The sequence below is a fragment of the uncultured Tateyamaria sp. genome, from assembly GCF_947504105.1.
GTDB lineage: Bacteria > Pseudomonadota > Alphaproteobacteria > Rhodobacterales > Rhodobacteraceae > Tateyamaria.
Genome location: NZ_CANNGP010000009.1, coordinates 38,191 through 58,105, shown reverse-complemented (window position 1 = coordinate 58,105; position 19,915 = coordinate 38,191). Strand labels below are relative to the sequence as shown.

Genomic DNA, 19,915 nt, shown 5'->3' with positions numbered 1-19,915 from the left:
GTCCGATCGACGCGCGACTTTAAAGTCTTAAACGCGAATGATCTTGGCCAGGGGTGCGAACATGTGTTCGTTGGCACAGATGATCTCGCCATCTTCTAGGATGCTGCCGCCTTCGGTCAGGGGCTCGACCAGCCCACCCGCTTCACGCACGATCAGCAAGCCAGCGGCCAAATCCCACGCGTTCAGGCGCCGTTCCCAATAGCCGTCATAGCGACCCGCCGCGACATAGGCCAAATCCAGCGCTGCCGAGCCAAAGCGACGGACCCCGGCGCAAGTGGGCATCAGGCGTGCCAGTTCCTTCAGTGTCTCGGGCAGATCGGACCGCCCGCCAAAGGGTAGCCCGGTGGCAAACACGCTCTCGATCAGCTGTCGCCGCCCCGACACGCGCAACCGGCTGTCGTTCATGAAGGCACCGTTGCCCTTTTCGGCAAAGAACATCTCGTCCTTGGCGGCGTCATAGACAACGCCCGCCACGACCTGTCCCTTGTGTTCAAGCGCGATGGATACGGCCCAATGCGGCAGACCGTGCAGAAAGTTCGTGGTGCCATCCAGCGGGTCCACGATCCAGCGGCGCGTGGGGTCTTCACCGTCTTCCTCGCCGCCCTCTTCGGCCAACCAGCCATAGTTCGGACGTGCGGTGCGCAGCTCTTCCTTCAGGATCTCTTCGGCGGCGAGGTCGGCCTTGGACACAAAATCGCCCGCGCCCTTCATCGACACCTGCAGGTTTTCCACCTCGCGGAAGTCCTTGACCAGCGAACGGCCTGCCTTGCGCCCGGCCTTCATCATGATGTTGAGATTTGCGCTGCCTTGCATCGGGATGCTCCGGAGATGGGAAAGATCAAGGGCGCGCTATACGCCGCGGATACACGGTTGCCAAGGGGGCACGGGACTGATCGACTGATGCCAACAGGAAAGGATACACAATGCCCGACCAAATGCAGCACATCACACTCACCAGCCGCCCCACAGGTGCCCCGACACCAGACAACTTCGCCCTCGAAACTGCCCCCATCCCGGAGCCTGCGCAAGGCGAGGTTCTTGTCCGCGTCCACTACATGTCACTGGACCCATACATGCGTGGTCGCATGGACGACGCCCAGTCCTACGCGGCGCCTGTACCGATCGGCGGCACGATGGAAGGCGGCGGCGTGGGCGAAGTGCTGACGTCCAACGCTGACGGCTTTACGCCCGGCGACATGGTCTTGGGCATGTTCGGCTGGGCCACCCATGCGGTGGCTGACGCCAAGATGCTGCGCAAGTTGGATCCGAACATGGGCCCGGTCACCGCAGCCCTCGGTGTCCTTGGCATGCCGGGCTTCACCGGATGGCACGGACTGATGGAATACGGGCGACCCAAACAGGGCGAAACGCTCGTGGTCGCTGCCGCCACAGGCCCCGTCGGCTCCATGGTCGGCCAGCTTGCCAAATCTCTTGGCCTTCGGACCGTCGGCATTGCAGGTGGCGCAGGTAAATGCGCACTCGCAACTGACACGTTCGGCTTCGACGCCTGCATCGATCACCGCGGTCACGCAGATGCCCGCTCGCTCCGCGCCGCGATCAAAGACGCAGCACCCAAGGGCATCGACATCTACTTCGAAAACGTGGGCGGCAAGGTTCTGGAAGCAGTCATGCCATTGATGAACCCACATGGGCGCATCCCGGTCTGCGGCATGATCTCGTGGTACAACGCCGGGGGCTTGGGCGCCGGGGCCGACACACCGCTGTCCGCACCCGCACTCTGGCGGCCCATCCTTGTCAAATTCCTGTCCGTCAACGGCTTCATCATCTCAAACCATTGGGACCGGCTGCCAAGCTTTTTGAAAGAAGTCACCCCCAAAGTCCTGAATGGCGAGATCAAAGTTGTTGAAGACATCGCCGAGGGGCTGGAAAACGCGCCTGCGGCTTTCATCGGTCTGCTCGAAGGAAAAAATGTCGGCAAACAGATCGTCAAACTTGTGTGACACGGATTGTTGGGTTGGTGGGTGGGCGCATTTGCGCAGCAAACAGTGCCAGCCCCGACCTCACGCCGCCTGAAGCTTCCGCGCTTCAACGCGCGCCAGATCAAGCAACTTACCCATATACGGTTTGCCCAGATCATCATCCCGCACCGCCGCATACAGCCGCCGGGTCAACCCCTCCTTGGTCAGCGGACGAGTAACGTAGTCGCTCGAATACTTCACCTCGCGCACCACCCAATCGGGCAATACAGAAACACCGCGATTTGACGCCACCAACAGCAAAATCACCGCCGTCAACTCGGCCTGCCGCACCGCCGCAGGTTCCACCTTGGCCGGGATCAGCAATTGGCTGAACACGTCCAGCCGGGTGCGTTCCACCGGATAGGTGATCAAGGTCTGATCCCGAAAATCCGCCGCATCAACATATGGTTTCTGTGCCAGCGGGTGGGATGATGCAGCTACAAAAACCGGCGCGTAATCAAAGAGTTCGACAAAGGTCACCCCAGGCAGATTTTCAGGGTCCGAAGACACCACCAGATCCACCTCCTCCTTCATCAGCGCGGGCAGTGCATCAAAGGCAAGGCCCGGGCGAATATCGACATCCACATCCGGCCAGCTTTTGCGAAACATTTCGAGCACCGGGAACAGCCACTCGAAACAGGCGTGACATTCGATGGCGATATGCAAGCGACCCGACGACCCGTCGCGCAAGGAGGAAAACTCCGCTGCCGCTGCCTCGACCTGCGGCAAGACTTGTTCGGCCAACCGCAGCAAGCGCAGTCCGGCCGCTGACAGTTTCAATGGCTTCGAGCGGCGCACGAACAGCTCCACACCGGCCTGATCCTCCAGCCCCTTGATCTGATGGCTCAGCGCCGACTGGGTGATGTGCAACTGATCCGCGGCACGTGCCAAGCCACCGGCTTCGTGAATGGCCTTGATCGTGCGCAGATGGCGAAACTCGATATGCATACGGAACTCATGTTTATCTTGAGAGTTATGAATTTGCCTCAAGATACGCGTCAGGGCATTGTACAACAAGCCCAAAGGAGCCTGCCGCATGCCCATGCCCAATGTCGCCTTGTCGTTCGAGACGTTTCCGCCCAAATCCCTCGACGCTTCATTCCACCTGTGGGACACGGTGCAGGCGCTCACCCCCCTGAACCCGCGCTTTGTATCCGTGACCTATGGCGCGGGTGGAACGACACAGTCGCTGACACAGGAAGCCGCCCGGACCCTGCGCAAGACATCCGGCCTGCCGGTTGCAGCGCACCTGACCTGCACGGGTCAAAGCCGCGACGACGTTCTGCGTACCGCAGAGAAATATGCGGCCAGCGGGGTTAAGGACATCGTGGCCCTGCGCGGCGATGCACAGGGCGGCGGCGCCTTCGCACCGCACCCAGACGGCTTTACGGACAGTGTCGATCTGATCCGCGCCTTGTCGGATATGGGCCAGTTCACCATCCGCGTGGGCGCCTACCCCGATAGCCACCCGGACGCGGCCTCGGCCCAGCAAAACATTGACTGGCTGAAGGCCAAGATTGAGGCAGGCGCGTCCGAAGCGATCACCCAGTTCTTCTTTGAGGCCGACAGCTTCCTGCGCTTCCGTGATGCCTGCGCGGCTGCCGGCATCACCGCGCCCATCACGCCGGGTATCTTCCCCGTGGCCAACTGGACGCGCGCGCGCAGCTTTGCAGAAAGATGCGGCACGCCCATTCCGGTGGCGACTGCAACCGCGTTTGACCGGGCCGACCGCGAAGACCGGGCACAACTCTTTGCCCTGACCCACTGCGCCGATCTGTGCGATACGCTCATCACCGAAGGTGTGGACAAGCTCCATTTCTACACGCTCAATCGTCCCGACCTCACGCTCAAAGTCTGTCGCGCCCTTGGCCTCGTTCGGCCCAGGCAAATGCGCAACGTCGCCTGATCGACTTCATATTGCCAAGTAAACCCCGGAGGCTGACCGCCTCGCTCATTTGTCACTAGACCAATCGGTCTGATCGCACTACCGTCCCGGCAAACAAGCCGGAGACAGACATGCCCCGCCTCGCCCAAAGCATCACGGACCTGCCCAGCCAGGACGAGCTCCTGTCGATGTCTGGCCTCGACTTCATGCAGGGCATTCTGGACGGCACCGTTCCCGGACCACCCATCGGCCACACGTTGGGATATGCCCTACATGAAGTACAGGACGGCCTGGTCACCTTCCGCGGCACGCCGGAATTCGACGTGACCAACCCGATGGGAACTGTCCATGGCGGTTGGTACGGCACGCTTTTGGACAGTGCGATGGCTTGCGCCGTGATGACCAAGGTGCCCGCCGGATCGGTCTACACAACGCTTGAATACAAGATCAATCTGACGCGCGGCATCCCATTGGGCATGGAAATCGCGTGTATTGGGCGTGTCGATCACGCGGGGCGCAGCACAGGTGTCGCGACGGGCGAAATTCGCGGTGTCGACGATGGCAAGCTTTATGCCACGGGCTCCACAACCTGCATCATCATGAAAATGCGCTGACCCACCTGGGACGGTGGGCGGGGCGAATTTGATCCGCTCAGGATCAAAGAGCGTCGGCCCCCGTTCCACGCAGATCGGCCACCCATTCCGACCAGGATCGTGGTGGTGGGGCCTGCGTCAAAGAGGGGTGAACACGCTCTGACGGGTCCAGCCCAGCGCGGCGCGGTTTTCGGGTGACAAACCATTTGCCGAAGCCCGCAAAGGTCCCCATGGATGGCGCTTCGGCATCTTGCGGGAACCGCGTGGCCCACCCTTCGGGCAAGGGCAAGCCACAGGCGTCCGCCTGTTCCAGCATCCAGACCAGCGGGATATTGGCCAGCGGGCGCGATGCGCGCCGCCCCGAGAGATGCCCGCCAATGTCGCCATGCACACCGCGAAACCACATCTGGATCAGATGCCCGTCCCAATCCTGGGTGGTGTCCCACATCACGGGGGCATAGGCGACGCGGGTTTCGTTCCGGGCCACCGCGTGAAACCCGTGTTTCACGGACCTGCCCAGTTGATGGTTGTGAAACGCATGGCGCGGCGCACTCAGCCGCCACAGGAACGGCATGTTCAGCCCAAGGGATTTCACGGTATCCCACACCCCGATCATCTCGATCTCGACCTGCGCATGGCAATTGTTTCGCGCGAAAATACGCGCGGCATCGCCGTCAGGGCTGCACTCGTAATGGCGGTAGACGTCGCGAATGTTGCGCTCCGTTGCCGCCTCTGGCGTCAGCAACCCCACACGATCAATGATGCCCGCCAACGACCGCACGGCATAAGCCCCGCGAGAATATCCAAGCAGGAATACCTTGTCCCCGGGCCGGTAGCGCGACGAAAGATAGCCATAGGCGCGCCGGATTTGCCGATTGATCCCGCGACCGAAGATCACGTCACCCGCCTTGCGCCAATGCGACCATTGCAGGCCCGGCTCGTAATAGAGCGACACCTCGCTGCCCATCTCTCCGAGCAGCTTGGCCGTCAGCCCGGCATTGGTTTCATCGCCGGGTTCCAGCGTCGACATGGTGCCATCAATGATGATAACATGGATCGTCCGGCCCCGCGTCGGCGGGGCCACTTTTGGCAAGCCTGCCCCGAACCGGTTCTTCAACCAGTTCGAGATGGCATTATTCAGCCGCGATCCGAGCATCTTTCATCAAGTCCCAAACCTTCATCGGTGTGAATGGCATATCCGCCTGCCGCACGCCGTGCTCCCACAGCGCGTCCTGCACCGCGTTGGACACCGCAGCCAACGCACCGACCGTGCCAGCCTCGCCACATCCTTTCATGCCCATGACATTCGCGGTTGACGGAACCGGCTCTGACGTAAACCCGATGTAAGGAACGTCATCGGCGCGGGGCAAGGCATAATCCATGAACGTTGCCGTGAGCAATTGGCCGTCCTCATCGAACTGAACATGCTCTGTCAGCGCCTGTCCGATGCCTTGAACAACCCCGCCATGCACCTGACCTTCGGCCAGCATCGGGTTGATAAGATTGCCAAAATCGTCAACGACAGCATAACGGTCCACGGCCACGACACCCGTGTCGGGATCCACAACAACCTCTGTAACATGACAGCCGTTGGGGAAGCTGCGCGCCTCGAGCTTGGTGCGCTGTTCATGCACCAGCAGGTCCTCGCGCCCCTTCTCGCGGGCCATCTCGGCCACCTCGAGCATGGTCGGCGTCATGTTCGACCCCTCCATCCGGAACTGCTCATCATCAAAGGAGATATCGGAGGCAGGCACCCCCTCTTCCTCGCTCAGGAACGCGACAAACGCCTCGCGCATCACATCCACCGTCGCCAGTGTCGCGGTGTTCTGCACGGTCACGGACCGGGACCCACCCGTGCCGCCACCCTGCTTGATCCGGTCACTGTCCCCTTGCACCACGTCGATCATGTCCACCGGGATTCCGGTCTGATCAGCAAGGAACTGGGCATAGACCGTCTCGTGCCCCTGCCCGTTCGATTGGGTGCCGACATAAATGTTCACACGGCCCTCTTCTGTGAATTCAACCTTCGCACTTTCGGCAGGATCACCCAGAATGCTTTCGATATAGTAACACAGGCCCAGACCGCGCAGGCGCCCCCCTGCCGCATCGGCAGCTTTGCGCGCGGCAAAGCCGGGGATATCCGCCTCTGCCTCGGCGCGGGTCAGCACCTTGTCGAAATCGCCCACGTCATAGGTTTCACCGACCAGCGTGTCATAGGGGAACTGCGCGGGCTTGATGAAGTTGATGCGGCGCAGTTCAAGCGGGTCCACACCCAATTCACGCGCTGCCCGGTCCATGGCACGCTCAAGAATATAGATCGCTTCGGGCCGCCCCGCGCCCCGGTAGGCGTCGACCTGTGTGGTGTTGGTGTAGTAGCCGACAGAGCGCAGATACGCGGCGGGCATGTCATAAACCCCGGTCAGCACGCGGCTGAACAGCTGCGTCTGAATGGCTTGCGCATATTGCGAGTTATAGGCGCCCATATTCGCTTCGGTGAACACGCGGTAGCCGATGATGCGATGGTTTTCGTCAAAGGCCAGTTCGGTCAGCGAAGTCAGATCGCGGCCCGCATTGTCCGACAGCATCGCCTCGGTCCGCTCGGACATCCAGCGCACGGGACGCTTCAGGGCGCGGGCGGCATGGGCCACGACGAAATATTCCGGGTACATCATCCCCTTCATCCCGAAACCGCCGCCGGTGTCCGGGTTGGTCACGCGGATATCGTCTGCTGGAACGTTCAGCGCCTTGGCCAATTGGTCTTTCGGCCCCCACACGCCCTGCCCGTTGATGGCCACATGCACGCGGTTCCCTTCGGGCTCTGCGTAGCAGCCGCGCGGCTCCATCGAGTTCACGATGACGCGGTTGTCCCCCACATCCAGCGACACGATGCGCGCCGCTGCGTCAAAGGCCGCCTGGGTCGCCGCCTCGTCACCCATATGCCAGTCATAGGCCACATTGTCCGGCGCTTCGGCGTGCACCACCTCGCCACCTGACGCCATATCCATCTTGGCGGGCAGATCGTCATAGTCGAGCATGATCATCTCGGCCGCGTCACGGGCCTGCGCCAGTGTTTCGGCCACGACAACGGCAATGGGCTCGCCCACAAAGCGCAAATGGCCGCGCGCCAGAATGGGCCGCTCAGGTGCCGCACCATCCGTGCCGTTGCGATTCTTGACCGTCGCACCCTGCATTCCAACGTTCATGCCTGCCGCTTCGAGGTCTGCCAGAACATAGACGGCATGTACTCCGTCAGCGTCGCGCGCGTCGCTCACATCCAGTTCGGTAATCACAGCATGCGCGACCGGCGACCGGAACACGAAGGTCTGCAACGCATTCGCCGGGGCAATGTCATCCACATAGCGCCCCTCTCCGGTCAGAAACCGCACATCCTCGCGGCGTTTCACGGGCTGGGATTTGCCGAACTTGTCCATGGGGGAAACTCCTGTCAGCCAAAGGGCATCGTTATGCGCGAACCTATCGTGTAAACGCGCAGTGTCCAGCGCCAGTTACGACCGGGATTTGCCTGCATCCGGCACCGTGGGGGCTGCCGCGCGTGGGCCGACGTCGCCAACCCACCATAAGCGCCCTTTGGCACCCCGATAGACCTCGACTTCAACGCCGGGAGGATAGGAGGCGTAACGGGAACGGTTCATTGATGAAAGGGATCTGTGATCCCTACCGTCCGCACCACAAAACGCGAGCGTAAACATAGTTAGTCCTCTAAAGGTAAACGTCTGGACGCCGCCGACGCGCGCAAGTTCCACCTGCCCAAAACGCCGCGCTCGCAATGCAGCCATAGCGAGCACAACTGTTGGAACAAAAGTGGCAAGCGACGCCACCCCGGCCAACAGTACAAGCCACTGCGTGTTTTCAACCTTGTCCCAAGTCTCGCCAATCGCAAACTGTAAATCGCTTGGATCTCCTGGCATGTAGCGCACTCTGTGGGTGCTACCCGGCAGCGAACGTTCGAAAAAAGCGGGCGATACATTCCTTGCTTCACGAAACTCTCTGTCGCCTACCCGATAACGGAGGACAACATACAAGTTTTCCGAGGAATGCAGATCGAGTTCGCTCCCTTCGCCCTTGACGTCTTGTCCCATCACCCATCGGAACATGACTTCTGCCTCTGTCTCGACACCATGCGCATCAAAGTCACGATGGGCAAAAAAGGCGCGCGCACTCTCAACGCCGAGGACACCAAAACTAAGCAGGAAGAGTAAAGGCAGGAATGCTCCCGCATTCCACCAGAGCCGCCAAAACCCCGGCGCTGGCCCGTTTGAATAGTCTTTCATAAGCGAAACTCTAATCCACACATTGCGTTACCAAAACCCCCTTCCCTTCACACCCCCACCCCGCTATCTCACGCGCCAAGCAATCAAGGGGGCCACCACCATGGCACTGGGCAAATTCAACGCAAAAGAGGCCGAAGCCCGCATCTATGCGGACTGGGAAGCTGCGGGTTGTTTCAAGGCTGGGGCCAACGCGCGCACCGATGCGGCCACCTATTGCGTGATGATCCCGCCCCCCAACGTCACCGGCGTCCTGCACATGGGGCACGCCTTCAACAACACGCTGCAGGACATCCTCACGCGCTGGCACCGCATGCGCGGCTTCGACACGCTCTGGCAGCCCGGAACGGACCACGCAGGCATCGCCACGCAGATGGTCGTCGAACGGCGGCTCGCGGAAACCCAACAACCGTCGCGCACGGAACTGGGACGCGAGGCGTTCACCCAAAAAATCTGGGAATGGAAGGCGGAATCCGGCGGCACCATCCGTGACCAGCTTAAGCGCCTCGGCGCCTCCTGCGACTGGTCGCGCGAGGCCTTCACAATGTCTGGCGCACCCGGCGCACCCGAGGGTGAGGAAGGCAACTTCCACGACGCCGTCATCAAGGTCTTTGTCGAGATGTTCAATCAGGGCCTGATCTACCGCGGCAAGCGGCTGGTGAACTGGGACCCACATTTCGAGACGGCGATTTCCGACCTCGAAGTCGAAAACATCGAAGTGCCCGGCCACATGTGGCACTTCAAGTACCCACTCGCAGGCGGCGAAACCTACACCTATGTCGAAAAGGACGAGGACGGGAACGTCACGCTGGAAGAGGAGCGCGACTACATTTCCATCGCCACCACGCGCCCCGAAACCATGTTGGGCGACGGCGCGGTTGCGGTTAATCCGTCCGATGAAAGGTACACAGCGCTCTGGGAAAACGGCAAACGAACGCTTTGCGAAATCCCGGTCGGACCAAAAGAACACCGCCGCCTGATCCCGATCATCACCGACGAATACCCCGACCCCACTTTCGGCTCGGGCGCGGTCAAGATCACGGGCGCGCACGACTTCAACGACTATCAGGTCGCCAAGCGCGGCGGCATACCGATGTACAACCTGATGGACAGCAAGGCGAACATGCGCGCCGACGGCAAACCCTACGCCGAAGAGGCCGCCGCCGCCCAAGCCATCGCCAATGGCGACGTGTCACTACCGGACGAGTCCGTGATCGCCGCCATGAACCTCGTCCCCGACGACTATCGCGGTATGTCGCGCGAGAACGCGCGCAAGGTCGTCGTCGCCGACATCACGGCAGAGGGCAACGCGGTAATGGAGACCGTGACGGCAAAGGACGAGGATGGCAACGACGTCACCGAAACCCGCCCTTATGTCGAAAACAAACCCATCATGCAGCCCTTCGGCGACCGTTCACGCGTGGTCATCGAACCCCTGCTTACCGACCAATGGTTCGTGGACTCGGCCAAGATCGTCGGCCCTGCGCTCGATGCGGTCAAAAACGGCGACGTCAAAATCCTGCCCGAGAGCGGCGAGAAGGTCTATTTCCACTGGCTCGAAAACATCGAACCCTGGTGCATTTCGCGCCAGTTGTGGTGGGGGCATCAGATCCCGGTTTGGTATGGGCCAGAACGAAACGACAATGGGCCACATGACTACAAGTCGCCCGTGGCATTCTGTGGCGCAACTTTCCAACAGGCGGCTCAACAGGCGGCAGAGTACTACGCTGGTTCTGAGCAAGGGTATGAACATACCTTTGTCGAACTGAAAAGGGATGAATACAAAGCCGACTGGGAAGCGCGCCGGGAAAATAAAGGCTGGCCAGTCACCCCGTTCCCAGAAAACATGGCTCTGGATGACTTGGCGATTGAGTTTGCGGAAGACCTCGTCGATCAAAATCGCTTTCCCAAGGAGGAAGCAGTTGTGCTCTACCGCGACCCCGACGTCCTCGACACCTGGTTCTCCTCCGGCCTCTGGCCCATCGGCACCCTCGGCTGGCCCGAGGACACGCCCGAACTACAAAAATACTTGCCCACCTCCGACCTCATCACTGGCCAGGACATCCTGTTCTTCTGGGTCGCCCGCATGATGATGATGCAACTGGCGATCACCGACAAAATTCCCTTCGACACCGTCTACCTCCATGGCCTCGTCCGCGACGCCAAGGGCAAGAAGATGTCGAAATCCACCGGCAACGTCATGGACCCGCTGGACCTGATCGAAGAGTACGGCGCCGACGCGCTGCGGTTCTCGTCTGCGGCCATGGCAAGCTTGGGCGGCACGCTCAAACTCGACACCCAACGCATCGCGGGCTACCGCAACTTCGGCACCAAGCTGTGGAACGCTGCCAGCTACGGCGAGATGCGGGGCATCTTCGACCTGCCCCACTCCGCCGAAGTGCCAGACACTAAGCACCCCCTCAACCGTTGGATCAAAGGCGAACTTTCAAAAACCCGCGAAACGGTCGACCAGGCCCTGACCGACTACCGCTTCAACGACGCGGCCAGCGCCCTCTACGCCTTTACCTGGAACACGTTCTGCGACTGGTATCTGGAATTCACCAAGCCAATCTTCGACGAAGGCACGGCAGAAGAAATCGAGGAAACCAAGGCCACCTACGCCTGGGCGCTCGACCAATGCCTGATCCTTTTGCACCCGATCATGCCCTTCATCACCGAAGAGCTATGGCAGCAGAAACAGCGCTCCAAACGCCTGATCCACGCCGACTGGCCCACCTACACCACCGATCTGGTCGACGCAGAGGCCGACGCCGAACTCAACTGGGTGATCCGTCTCATCGAAGCCATCCGCTCCGCCCGCGCCCAGATGCATGTGCCCGCTGGCGCCTATGTACCGTGCGTGGTCAAAGGGTTCGAGCCGCGGGCCAAAGCCGCCTATGAGCGCAACAAGGCTCTCATCCACCGCTTCGCCCGGCTCGAAAGCCTCACGGACGTCGATGACTTCCCCAAAGGCACCGTCGCATTGGCTGTCTCAGGCGGTACGTTCGGCCTGCCCCTCGCAGATGTCATCGACGTGGGCGAAGAAATCGCGCGGCTCGAAAAGACCCTCGGCAAGCTCGCCAAGGAACTGGGCGGACTGCGCGGACGGCTCAAGAATCCCAAATTCGCAGAAAGCGCCCCCGCAGAGGTGGTCGAGGAAACCAAAGCCAACCTCCGCTTACGCGAAGAAGAAGAAAGCAAGCTCCAAGAGGCCCTCACCCGCCTTAAGGAACTTTGATCCGTCTTCATCTTGCCAATTAAACTTCGGGGGTCTGGGGGCAGAGCCCCCACCCACAAGTAAATGGTGTCGCGCGCAAGCGCGTCCGCCAGATCACGCGCGCTGCGTTAAGACGCGCCTCACCCCTTGAATACAGGCGCCCGCTTCTGCATCTGCGCCGCGATAACTTCCATTTGCTCGGGCGTGCCGATCAAACCAGCCTGCATCCGGCTCTCTTCCAACAGCACGTCATCCGCTTGATGGGTCTCGGAATATCCGATCAGGGCCTTCGCGGCCCGCAACGCCGCAGGCGATTTCAACGTGAGCGTCTCGGCCAGCGCCATCGCGGCGGCTAACGGATCATCGGCCAACTCGGTAACCAGACCCCAAGCCTCTGCTTTTTCGGCAGGAACCGGCTCTGCCGTGTAGGTCAGCTTGCGCATCACATCCGACCGTAACAGCCGTGGCATCAACACCATGCCGCCCATATCCGGCACAATGCCCCATTTCATCTCCATCACCGCGAACCGCGCATCAGGTGCCGCGATCCGAATATCCGCGCCCAGCGCCAGCTGCATCCCGGCACCGAAACACACGCCGTGCACAGCCGCAATGACGGGCACGGGCACGCGGGTCCAGACCATGGACACCTCTTGCCACTGGTTGGTGGTTCCGTCCCCGTGGGTGCGCGGCATCATCAAGTCAACCGGGTCCTTGCCGATCATGGCCCCCAAGCCGCCGATGTCGATGCCTGCGCAGAACCCTTTGCCCTCGCCCGAGATCACGCAGACGCGGGCGTTGCTGGCCGCCACCTCGTTCCCGGCGGCGATGATCCCGTCAATCATGGCCTGATCCACCGCGTTCATCTTGTCCGCGCGGGTCAGGCGCACATGGGCGATGTGGTTTTCGTAGGTAACGGATACACGATCTGACATGGGCAATCTCCTTTGACAGCGAGAGAAGCGCAAACCGGCATCCCATACCAGCAGAACGTAAGGGCATTGCCCGCCATGGCGTGCCGCGCTACCCCTCTCGATATGACCGATCTTCGCCTGACCCCGCTCGCCGCCAGCCTGCCCTCTACCGTGCCCTTTGTCGGCCCCGAAGCGCAGGAGCGCGCACGCAGTGCCGCGTTCGAGGCGCGGCTGGGCGCCAATGAAAGCGTCTTTGGCCCCTCACCCAAGGTGGCCGAAGCCATGGCGGCAGTGGACCTCTGGAAATACGGCGACCCGGAAAATCACGATCTGCGTCAAGCACTTGCTGTACGTCACGGGATCGATGCGCAGCATATCATGGTGGGCGAAGGGATCGATGGCCTGCTGGGTTACCTCGTGCGCCTTTTTGTTGGGCCGGGTGACCATGTCGTGACATCGCTGGGCGCCTACCCGACCTTCAACTACCACGTTGCGGGCTATGGCGGCACGTTGCACACCGTCCCCTACAGCGACGACCATGAAGGCCCCGGGGCGCTGTTTTCCAAGGCGGCAGAGACCGGCGCGAAGCTGGTTTACCTTGCCAATCCGGACAATCCCATGGGCACGTGGCATGATGGCAAGACGCTGGAACGGGCGCTGGATCGATTGCCCGATGGCTGTGTTCTTGTTCTGGACGAAGCCTATATCGAATGCGCCCCACCGGGCACAGCGCCGGAGATCGATCCAGGTGACACGCGCGTGATCCGCATGCGCACCTTTTCCAAGGTCTATGGCCTTGCGGGTGCGCGCGTCGGCTATGCCATCGGGGCAGCCCCCCTGATTGATGCGTTCAACAAGGTGCGCAACCATTTTGGCATGAACCGCGCCGCACAGGCCGGAGCGCTGGCCGCGCTGCAGGATCAATCCCATTTGGGCCATGTTCAGGAGCGGATTGGCGAAGCGCGCGACCGCATTGCCCGGATCGCAAGCGACAACGGGCTGACCACTCTGCCCTCGGCCACCAACTTTGTCGCCATTGATTGCGGTGCGGATGGCGCTTTTGCCAAGGCCGTTCTGGACGGGCTGATCGCGCGCGGCATCTTTGTTCGCATGCCCTTTGCCGCGCCCCAGAACCGCTGCATCCGGGTCAGTTGCGGCACGGCTGAAAACCTTGATGCCTTTGCCAAGGCGCTCCCGGCCGCTCTCAATGACGCGAGAAAGGGCTGACAGGGCTGTTTGCCGCATTATAATCGACGGGGAGAACCCGGAGGCCGCAATGGACGATCACAACATCGGAACCGCGCCCAACTATAAAAACGCCTGCATCGTGATGTTCGGGGTGAACATTACGTGGATCCTGGTTGCGATCTGGGCGATCTGGGGCCTGATTGCGGCAATGCTGCTTGGTCTGGGTGTGAACCATCTGATTGAGCGTGGCAAAGTCTGGGCCGCGCAGCGACAGTCGGCGTCCATCCGCAGAGGCAAACAGATCTGAAGACCGCGCAGCGCATGCGCCGTGCTGTCCGGGTCGGCTAGTCCAGCCTTTTTAGTTCTAAAATGATCTCGGGGCTGCGGTCGCCAAATGTGCCCCCATTCCAATCCCCGCTGACCGAATGAACGGACAGGCCCGCGCGCGCTGCCAGCCGCTTGATGGCGGAAAGGGACAGAAACCGCAGGCAGCTTTGCGTGGAAAGCGCCTCGTGCCCGTTTTGGAACGCGTAGCTCTCGGAAAAGGTGACGAACTCACCTTCGACCGATTGGACATCATGGGTAACTTGCAGAATACGCCCGTCCGCAAGTGTCTTGGGTGGCCCGGCATTTTCCGGGGTCCAGCGTAGCCAGGGCTTGGCCGCCGGGTTGCGGGTTTCAAACCAAAACGAAGCACCCGGTGTCAGACGTTGCGCCATGTTTTGAAACAGGCCCATGATCTGATCGTCGCGCAGCAGACACTGGAACGCGTGCCCGGTCATGACGGCGGCATCAAAGCGCATGTCTGGATCCAGATCGGACACCTCACCGACCACCCAACGCACATCGTCACCGCCCGGTTTGGTCCGTGCGGCCGCAATCATCGCGCCAGCTGGATCGATGCCAATGACAGCATAGCCCGCAGCCGACAGTTCGATCGCGAACGTCCCTGTGCCGCATCCGACGTCAAGAATGCGGCTTGGCGGGGCGGGCAACCGCGCGCGGTAGAAATCAAAATCATTCCGCGACGCGTTCACGGTGTCATAAAGCTCTACGAGCGTCTGTTCCTTGTAGTGTTCATCCATATGCTTTGCCTGACCATCGGCCTGTTGCTGTTGTACACTTTGCTCGGGGCGTCCGCATTCAGACGTCAGCGATCACTCCAGCCGCAGCGTCCAATGCGCCGCGCCCATGTGGAACGCCCAGAGCCGACAACCCGGCCTCGATCCCGCCGAGCAGGCCCATGATCATGTGTCCGTTCACATGCCCCATGTGGCCCAAGCGGAAAAAGCCGTGCCACGCCGGGTCACCGGGAGGTGCCATGCCCAGCCCGATCCCAAGTGTCAGCCCAAGGTTTTGTTCGGTCCAATCACGCAGCGCGGTGGCATGTGGGCTTTCCAGCCGCAGGGCCGTGACGGCACAGCTGCGGTGCGCGCGATCCACGACGTTCAGCTCAAGCAGGCCGTCCTCGCCCCACGCCTCGCATGCGGCCCAGATTGCGCGGGCCAGTTTGGTATGGCGCGCCCATATCGCCTCCATCCCCTCGGCATGGATCATGTCCAAAGCGGTGCGCAGACCATAGAGGTGATGCGTGGGCGCGGTGCCATTCCAATACATGTAGAATTCTTCGGGATTGGCCCGGGGTGACCAATCCCAGTATTTGCTGACACGTGGCATCGCGCGGCGCACCGCGTCAGCCTTATCATTGAAGAATACGAAGGCCATGCCCGGCGGGACCATGAGCCCCTTTTGACACCCCGCGACCATCACGTCAGCGCCCCAGGCGTCCATCTCGAATGCGTCGCACCCCAGTGACGCAATGCAGTCGGCCATCAACAGGGCGGGATGCCCGACCTCATCCATCACCCCCCGCAAGGCGGCAACATCGTTGCGCACCGAGGTCGAGGTATCGACATGCACGGCCAGGACCGCCTTGATCTTGTGCGCTGTGTCTGCGCGCAGCGCCTCGGCAATCTGATCCATGTTCCACGGTGCGCGCTTGCCGAAATCGAGGATTTGCACGGTTGCGCCCAGTCCCTCGGCCATTTCAGCCCATCCATGCGCAAAACGGCCCGTCGCGGGCACCAGCACGGTGTCGCCGGGCGCAATCACGTTGGCCAGGGCCGCCTCCCATGCGGCGTGGCCATTGCCGATATACATGGCCAGGTGCCCCTGGGTCCGCGCCACGGCTTTGAGGTCAGGGACCAGACTGGCCGCGATATCCACGATCTCGCCCGCGTAAATGTTCGGCGCAGCGCGGTGCATGGCCTGCAAGACCGCATCAGGCATCACCGAAGGGCCGGGAATGGCCAGATATTCGCGCCCCGAACGACCTTTGAATGGTGATGTCATGAATGCTCTCCGCCATGTAATTGACCGGCGCACCGTAGCGTGCAGCGTCCCGGCGTCAATCGGTCTGCTGCGCTTGCCCCCCAGCGCGCGCCGCGCTAGAGCTTCCTCCCAACGTCCCTTACCGGAGCACGGCGTAACGCCGACAGACACCACGCGTGACAGAGCCCAAAGCCCCCTTCACCCCGACCGAGGATTCCCGCGAGCTTCTGCGCTGGATCTGGCGCGGCTATCTGAAGAAACACAGCGGCCTGATGAGTGTGGCGGTTATGTTCATGCTGATCGAAGGATCCATGTTGGGTGCCCTGAGCTACCTGATGCAGCCCATGTTCGATCAGGTATTTGTTGAGGGTGATTCAGCCATGCTTGTCTGGGTCGGCGCTCTAGTCGTCGGCATCTTTATAGTGCGGGCCACGTCATCGGTTATCCAAAAGCTGATCCTGACGCAGGTCGCGCTGAAAACATCGGCCGCTCTGCGTATGGACCTCCTGGACAGGATCATGCTGCAAGACGGCGCATTTCACCAATCCCATCCACCCGGCTATCTGATCCAGCGGGTACAAGGTGATGTTGGGGCTGTAGGTAATGTCTGGCGCGCGATCATCACCGGCGCGGGGCGTGATTTCCTGGGACTGATCGTTCTTCTTGGCGTAGCGATCAGCGTCGACCCGATCTGGGCCATGCTGGCGCTGATTGGCATTCCAGTTCTGGTGCTTCCGGCAGGCATGGCCCAGCGCTACGTCCGCAAACAGGCCCGCAAGTCGCGCGATCTGGGCGCCGGTCTTTCGACCCGTCTGGACGAAGTTTTCCATGGGATCGTTCAAGTCAAGCTGAACGCGCTTGAAGCATATCAGGCACGGCAATATCGCGGGCTTACACGTCGGTTCATCAAGACACAGACAAAGACTGCATTTGGCGGGGCCGCCATCCCTGCGATGATTGACATCATTTCGGGCGTCGGGTTCATGGCTGTGATCCTGTACGGCGGGTCCGAGATCATCTCGGGCGACAAGACTATCGGCCAGTTCATGACATTCTTTACGGCAATGGGGTTTGCCTTTGACCCGATGCGGCGGCTCGGTGCAATTTCCGGGCTTTGGCAGTCGGCCGCGGCGTCCATAGAACGCGTGAAGGAGTTGATGGACATACCACTCGCGCTGACATCACCACCGAATGCCAGGCCTGCACCCGTCGGTGTGCCTGAAGTCCGCTTGGACAACGTGGAACTGTCCTATGGTGATGCGCCGGTTTTGCGAGGTGTATCGTTGACAGCGCGGCCGGGACATACCACTGCCCTTGTGGGCGCATCCGGTGCGGGCAAGTCCACAATCTTCAACGTGCTGACGCGTCTCATCGACCCACAATCAGGCACCGTATTCATCGGCGACACCCCAACGACTGAAATGGACCTTGTGGCACTGCGCGGTCTGTATTCCGTCGTGACACAAGAGGCCCTGCTGTTCGACGAAACCTTGCGGGAAAATATCCTTCTTGGCCGCACGGACGTCAGTGACGAACAACTGAAGGAAGTGCTGGATGCCGCCCACGTTACCGACTTTGTAAAAACGCTGCCCGAAGGGCTGCAAACGCCCGTCGGGCCCCGCGGTTCTGCCCTGTCGGGCGGTCAACGGCAGCGCGTGGTCATTGCGCGTGCCCTTCTGCGGAACACTCCCATTCTGCTGCTGGATGAGGCGACATCGGCCCTTGATGCGCAGTCGGAAAAGGTCGTGCAAGACGCGCTTGATAGGTTGTCCGCAGGACGTACCACGCTTGTGATTGCGCACCGCCTTTCCACCATTCGCGGCGCGGACCAGATCATTGTCATGGATCGGGGTGAGGTCAAGGATACAGGCACGCACGAAGAACTGCTGGATCGGGGTGGTATTTACGCCGATCTGTACCGTCTTCAGTTCAAAGATGGTAAAACGATCATCGATGCGCCGCTATCAGACGTGCTACGCGACCGGGATGAAGACAATTCGTCGCGAGGCCTGTTTACGCGATTTAGATCCCGGCTGTTCGGCTAGCTCCGATAATCAGCGGCGAGTACTTTGGGATCAACTCCGACGAGGTACCGTATCAGTGTCCACAGGTTGCGCCACCCTCGGCGCATCCAACCCTGACGCCGATACTTTTCAGCACTCGTCACGGCAATCGCATCCAGCAAGGCAAGCTGTCCACGAACCGCGCGGACCAACGCAACATCTTCCATGAGCGGAATATCCTGGTACCCACCCACTCGAGAATAAAGATCGCGACGGATCAGTAGACCCTGATCACCATATGGAAGACCAAACAGCCTTGCGCGACAGTTGGCCCATGCTGCAACCAAGCGCCCACCGCGATCAAACCTCAGCTTGAAGTAAGCCGCATCGCTCTGCCCCATATGCGCGGCCACTGCCTCTGACCAACCGGCTGACAACACGGTATCTGCATGGAGAACCAGAAACCATTCCGCCCGCGCAGCTTTGCATCCGCGGCGCAATTGCCCGCCACGCGAAGGGGCCCCGCCTATGACATTAGCACCCCACGCCTCTGCTAGCCTAAGTGTCTCATCGGTCGAACCGCCATCGCTTACGATCAGTTCAGCGATCAGCCCCGCTTCAACGCCCTCCATCAGTGCTGCAAGGGTGGAGCCAAGTGCAGCTTCAGCATTCAGCGTCGGGACGATGACAGAGATTGGCGCAGGCACTTGGGGCCCTTTCGGATGGACTTCGCGCTGTTATATGACAAGGGGAAGATCGAAAAGGAACACCAATGTCCAATCGTCATATCTTTCGGCTGTCGGGGTCTGATACATATAGCTTCTTGCAAGGGCTTGTGACCAATGATGTGGATGGGCTTGCCCACGGTCTGGTTTATGCCGCTCTGTTGACCCCGCAGGGCAAGTACATCTCGGATTTCTTCCTGGCACCTGATGGAGATGCGGTTCTTCTGGATGCCCATGCTGACCATGCCGACATGCTGCGGCAACGACTTAGTATGTACAAACTGCGCGCCAACGTAACGCTCGAGGATTCGGCCCGACATATGCACAGGGGGCTTGGACATCCGCCCGAGGATGGGTTTGCTGATCCACGCCATACTGAATTGGGTTGGCGTGCCTATCGCGACACACCACAAGCGGACGATGACACAGATTGGACAGCTTTGCGTGTTAAGCACTTGATCCCGGAAACCGGTGTAGAGCTCACCCCCAACACCTTTATCCTTGAAGTGGGCTTCGAGGCCTTGCACGGCGTCGACTTTCGCAAAGGCTGCTATGTGGGACAAGAGGTGACCGCACGGATGAAGCACAAGACGACCTTGCGCAAGGGACTGGCTCAGGTCGACGTGCTCGGCGATGCCGAAACGGGAACTGAGATTGTTGCCGACGGCAAAGCCGCTGGCACTCTTTTGTCCCGTGCGGGAGATCGGGCCATCGCTTACCTGCGCTTTGACCGCGCCGTGGGAAGCATGCAGGCCGGGAATGCCACCGTGACGCGCAGCGAAGGCTGAAGT

General features: G+C 60.8%; 17 protein-coding genes. 8 read left to right on the top strand and 9 right to left on the bottom strand.

What is annotated here, in order from left to right; all coding sequences use genetic code 11:
* Positions 1-27: 27 nt before the first annotated feature.
* Complete coding sequence (locus Q1A75_RS08275) at positions 28-813, bottom strand: inositol monophosphatase family protein (protein WP_299553283.1); 786 nt, start codon at positions 811-813, stop codon at positions 28-30.
* Between the two features lie 110 nt (positions 814-923).
* Here Q1A75_RS08275 and Q1A75_RS08270 point away from each other — a divergent pair, with 110 nt between their 5' ends.
* Positions 924-1,961, top strand: coding sequence for an NADP-dependent oxidoreductase (locus tag Q1A75_RS08270; protein ID WP_299553280.1), 1,038 nt, complete (start codon positions 924-926; stop codon positions 1,959-1,961).
* A 60-nt stretch (positions 1,962-2,021) separates the two neighbouring features.
* Here Q1A75_RS08270 and Q1A75_RS08265 read toward each other — a convergent pair whose 3' ends face one another.
* Complete coding sequence (locus Q1A75_RS08265; protein ID WP_299210506.1) at positions 2,022-2,927, bottom strand: LysR family transcriptional regulator; 906 nt, start codon at positions 2,925-2,927, stop codon at positions 2,022-2,024.
* Between the two features lie 94 nt (positions 2,928-3,021).
* Here Q1A75_RS08265 and Q1A75_RS08260 point away from each other — a divergent pair, with 94 nt between their 5' ends.
* Both Q1A75_RS08260 and Q1A75_RS08255 read left to right on the top strand, forming a co-directional pair.
* Complete coding sequence (locus tag Q1A75_RS08260; RefSeq protein ID WP_299553491.1) at positions 3,022-3,885, top strand: methylenetetrahydrofolate reductase; 864 nt, start codon at positions 3,022-3,024, stop codon at positions 3,883-3,885.
* A 110-nt stretch (positions 3,886-3,995) separates the two neighbouring features.
* Positions 3,996-4,478 (top strand): PaaI family thioesterase, encoded by a 483-nt coding sequence (locus Q1A75_RS08255; RefSeq protein ID WP_299553277.1) that lies wholly within the window; start codon positions 3,996-3,998, stop codon positions 4,476-4,478.
* 43 nt (positions 4,479-4,521) lie between these two features.
* Here the strand turns inward: Q1A75_RS08255 and Q1A75_RS08250 are convergent, their stop codons facing one another.
* From Q1A75_RS08250 to Q1A75_RS08240, 3 genes are all read right to left on the bottom strand, one after another.
* Complete coding sequence (locus Q1A75_RS08250) at positions 4,522-5,613, bottom strand: DUF2235 domain-containing protein (protein ID WP_299553274.1); 1,092 nt, start codon at positions 5,611-5,613, stop codon at positions 4,522-4,524.
* Positions 5,591-7,888 (bottom strand): xanthine dehydrogenase family protein molybdopterin-binding subunit, encoded by a 2,298-nt coding sequence (locus Q1A75_RS08245; protein ID WP_299553271.1) that lies wholly within the window; start codon positions 7,886-7,888, stop codon positions 5,591-5,593. The genes Q1A75_RS08250 and Q1A75_RS08245 overlap by 23 nt, the downstream gene beginning before the upstream one ends.
* A 75-nt stretch (positions 7,889-7,963) precedes the next feature.
* Positions 7,964-8,749 carry a DUF3592 domain-containing protein gene (locus Q1A75_RS08240; protein ID WP_299553268.1) on the bottom strand — a complete coding sequence of 262 codons (786 nt, stop codon included), beginning with the start codon at positions 8,747-8,749 and terminating at the stop codon, positions 7,964-7,966.
* Between the two features lie 100 nt (positions 8,750-8,849).
* On the opposite strand from Q1A75_RS08240, the gene Q1A75_RS08235 reads away from it, so the two are divergent.
* The gene (locus tag Q1A75_RS08235; RefSeq protein ID WP_299553265.1) at positions 8,850-11,984 is read left to right on the top strand and encodes a valine--tRNA ligase; all 3,135 of its coding nucleotides are present in this window, start codon (positions 8,850-8,852) and stop codon (positions 11,982-11,984) included.
* 119 nt (positions 11,985-12,103) lie between these two features.
* On the opposite strand, the gene Q1A75_RS08230 is transcribed toward Q1A75_RS08235, so the two are convergent.
* Positions 12,104-12,898 carry a crotonase/enoyl-CoA hydratase family protein gene (locus Q1A75_RS08230; protein ID WP_299553262.1) on the bottom strand — a complete coding sequence of 265 codons (795 nt, stop codon included), beginning with the start codon at positions 12,896-12,898 and terminating at the stop codon, positions 12,104-12,106.
* 102 nt (positions 12,899-13,000) lie between these two features.
* On the opposite strand from Q1A75_RS08230, the gene Q1A75_RS08225 reads away from it, so the two are divergent.
* Together Q1A75_RS08225 and Q1A75_RS08220 are read left to right on the top strand one after the other, a co-directional pair.
* Positions 13,001-14,104 (top strand): pyridoxal phosphate-dependent aminotransferase, encoded by a 1,104-nt coding sequence (locus Q1A75_RS08225; protein WP_299553260.1) that lies wholly within the window; start codon positions 13,001-13,003, stop codon positions 14,102-14,104.
* A gap of 49 nt (positions 14,105-14,153) precedes the next feature.
* Entirely contained in the window at positions 14,154-14,372 is a 219-nt protein-coding gene (locus tag Q1A75_RS08220; protein WP_299553258.1) for a hypothetical protein, read from the top strand.
* 37 nt (positions 14,373-14,409) lie between these two features.
* Here Q1A75_RS08220 and Q1A75_RS08215 read toward each other — a convergent pair whose 3' ends face one another.
* The gene (locus Q1A75_RS08215; RefSeq protein ID WP_299553255.1) at positions 14,410-15,150 is read right to left on the bottom strand and encodes a methyltransferase domain-containing protein; all 741 of its coding nucleotides are present in this window, start codon (positions 15,148-15,150) and stop codon (positions 14,410-14,412) included.
* A 58-nt stretch (positions 15,151-15,208) separates the two neighbouring features.
* Positions 15,209-16,417: an aminotransferase class V-fold PLP-dependent enzyme gene (locus tag Q1A75_RS08210; RefSeq protein WP_299553252.1), complete on the bottom strand. Its 1,209-nt coding sequence runs from the start codon at positions 16,415-16,417 to the stop codon at positions 15,209-15,211.
* A 155-nt stretch (positions 16,418-16,572) separates the two neighbouring features.
* Between Q1A75_RS08210 and Q1A75_RS08205 the strand changes: the two genes are divergently transcribed.
* Positions 16,573-18,441, top strand: a complete 1,869-nt coding sequence (locus tag Q1A75_RS08205) for an ABC transporter ATP-binding protein (protein ID WP_299553249.1) — start codon at positions 16,573-16,575, stop codon at positions 18,439-18,441.
* Here the strand turns inward: Q1A75_RS08205 and Q1A75_RS08200 are convergent.
* Positions 18,438-19,106 (bottom strand): TIGR04283 family arsenosugar biosynthesis glycosyltransferase, encoded by a 669-nt coding sequence (locus Q1A75_RS08200; protein WP_299553246.1) that lies wholly within the window; start codon positions 19,104-19,106, stop codon positions 18,438-18,440. The two genes, Q1A75_RS08205 and Q1A75_RS08200, sit on opposite strands and share 4 nt — an antisense overlap.
* Before the next feature lie 65 nt (positions 19,107-19,171).
* Here Q1A75_RS08200 and Q1A75_RS08195 point away from each other — a divergent pair, with 65 nt between their 5' ends.
* The gene (locus Q1A75_RS08195; protein ID WP_299553243.1) at positions 19,172-19,912 is read left to right on the top strand and encodes a folate-binding protein; all 741 of its coding nucleotides are present in this window, start codon (positions 19,172-19,174) and stop codon (positions 19,910-19,912) included.
* Positions 19,913-19,915 lie beyond the last annotated feature (3 nt).

What these genes read in the sequence shown, in the direction of transcription:
- Q1A75_RS08275 (WP_299553283.1), bottom strand. Translation starts at nt 813, where the DNA reads ATGCAAGGCAGCGCAAATCTCAACATCATGATGAAGGCCGGGCGCAAG.
- Q1A75_RS08270 (WP_299553280.1), top strand. Translation starts at nt 924, where the DNA reads ATGCCCGACCAAATGCAGCACATCACACTCACCAGCCGCCCCACAGGT.
- Q1A75_RS08265 (WP_299210506.1), bottom strand. Translation starts at nt 2,927, where the DNA reads ATGCATATCGAGTTTCGCCATCTGCGCACGATCAAGGCCATTCACGAA.
- Q1A75_RS08260 (WP_299553491.1), top strand. Translation starts at nt 3,022, where the DNA reads ATGCCCAATGTCGCCTTGTCGTTCGAGACGTTTCCGCCCAAATCCCTC.
- Q1A75_RS08255 (WP_299553277.1), top strand. Translation starts at nt 3,996, where the DNA reads ATGCCCCGCCTCGCCCAAAGCATCACGGACCTGCCCAGCCAGGACGAG.
- Q1A75_RS08250 (WP_299553274.1), bottom strand. Translation starts at nt 5,613, where the DNA reads ATGCTCGGATCGCGGCTGAATAATGCCATCTCGAACTGGTTGAAGAAC.
- Q1A75_RS08245 (WP_299553271.1), bottom strand. Translation starts at nt 7,888, where the DNA reads ATGGACAAGTTCGGCAAATCCCAGCCCGTGAAACGCCGCGAGGATGTG.
- Q1A75_RS08240 (WP_299553268.1), bottom strand. Translation starts at nt 8,749, where the DNA reads ATGAAAGACTATTCAAACGGGCCAGCGCCGGGGTTTTGGCGGCTCTGG.
- Q1A75_RS08235 (WP_299553265.1), top strand. Translation starts at nt 8,850, where the DNA reads ATGGCACTGGGCAAATTCAACGCAAAAGAGGCCGAAGCCCGCATCTAT.
- Q1A75_RS08230 (WP_299553262.1), bottom strand. Translation starts at nt 12,898, where the DNA reads ATGTCAGATCGTGTATCCGTTACCTACGAAAACCACATCGCCCATGTG.
- Q1A75_RS08225 (WP_299553260.1), top strand. Translation starts at nt 13,001, where the DNA reads ATGACCGATCTTCGCCTGACCCCGCTCGCCGCCAGCCTGCCCTCTACC.
- Q1A75_RS08220 (WP_299553258.1), top strand. Translation starts at nt 14,154, where the DNA reads ATGGACGATCACAACATCGGAACCGCGCCCAACTATAAAAACGCCTGC.
- Q1A75_RS08215 (WP_299553255.1), bottom strand. Translation starts at nt 15,150, where the DNA reads ATGGATGAACACTACAAGGAACAGACGCTCGTAGAGCTTTATGACACC.
- Q1A75_RS08210 (WP_299553252.1), bottom strand. Translation starts at nt 16,417, where the DNA reads ATGACATCACCATTCAAAGGTCGTTCGGGGCGCGAATATCTGGCCATT.
- Q1A75_RS08195 (WP_299553243.1), top strand. Translation starts at nt 19,172, where the DNA reads ATGTCCAATCGTCATATCTTTCGGCTGTCGGGGTCTGATACATATAGC.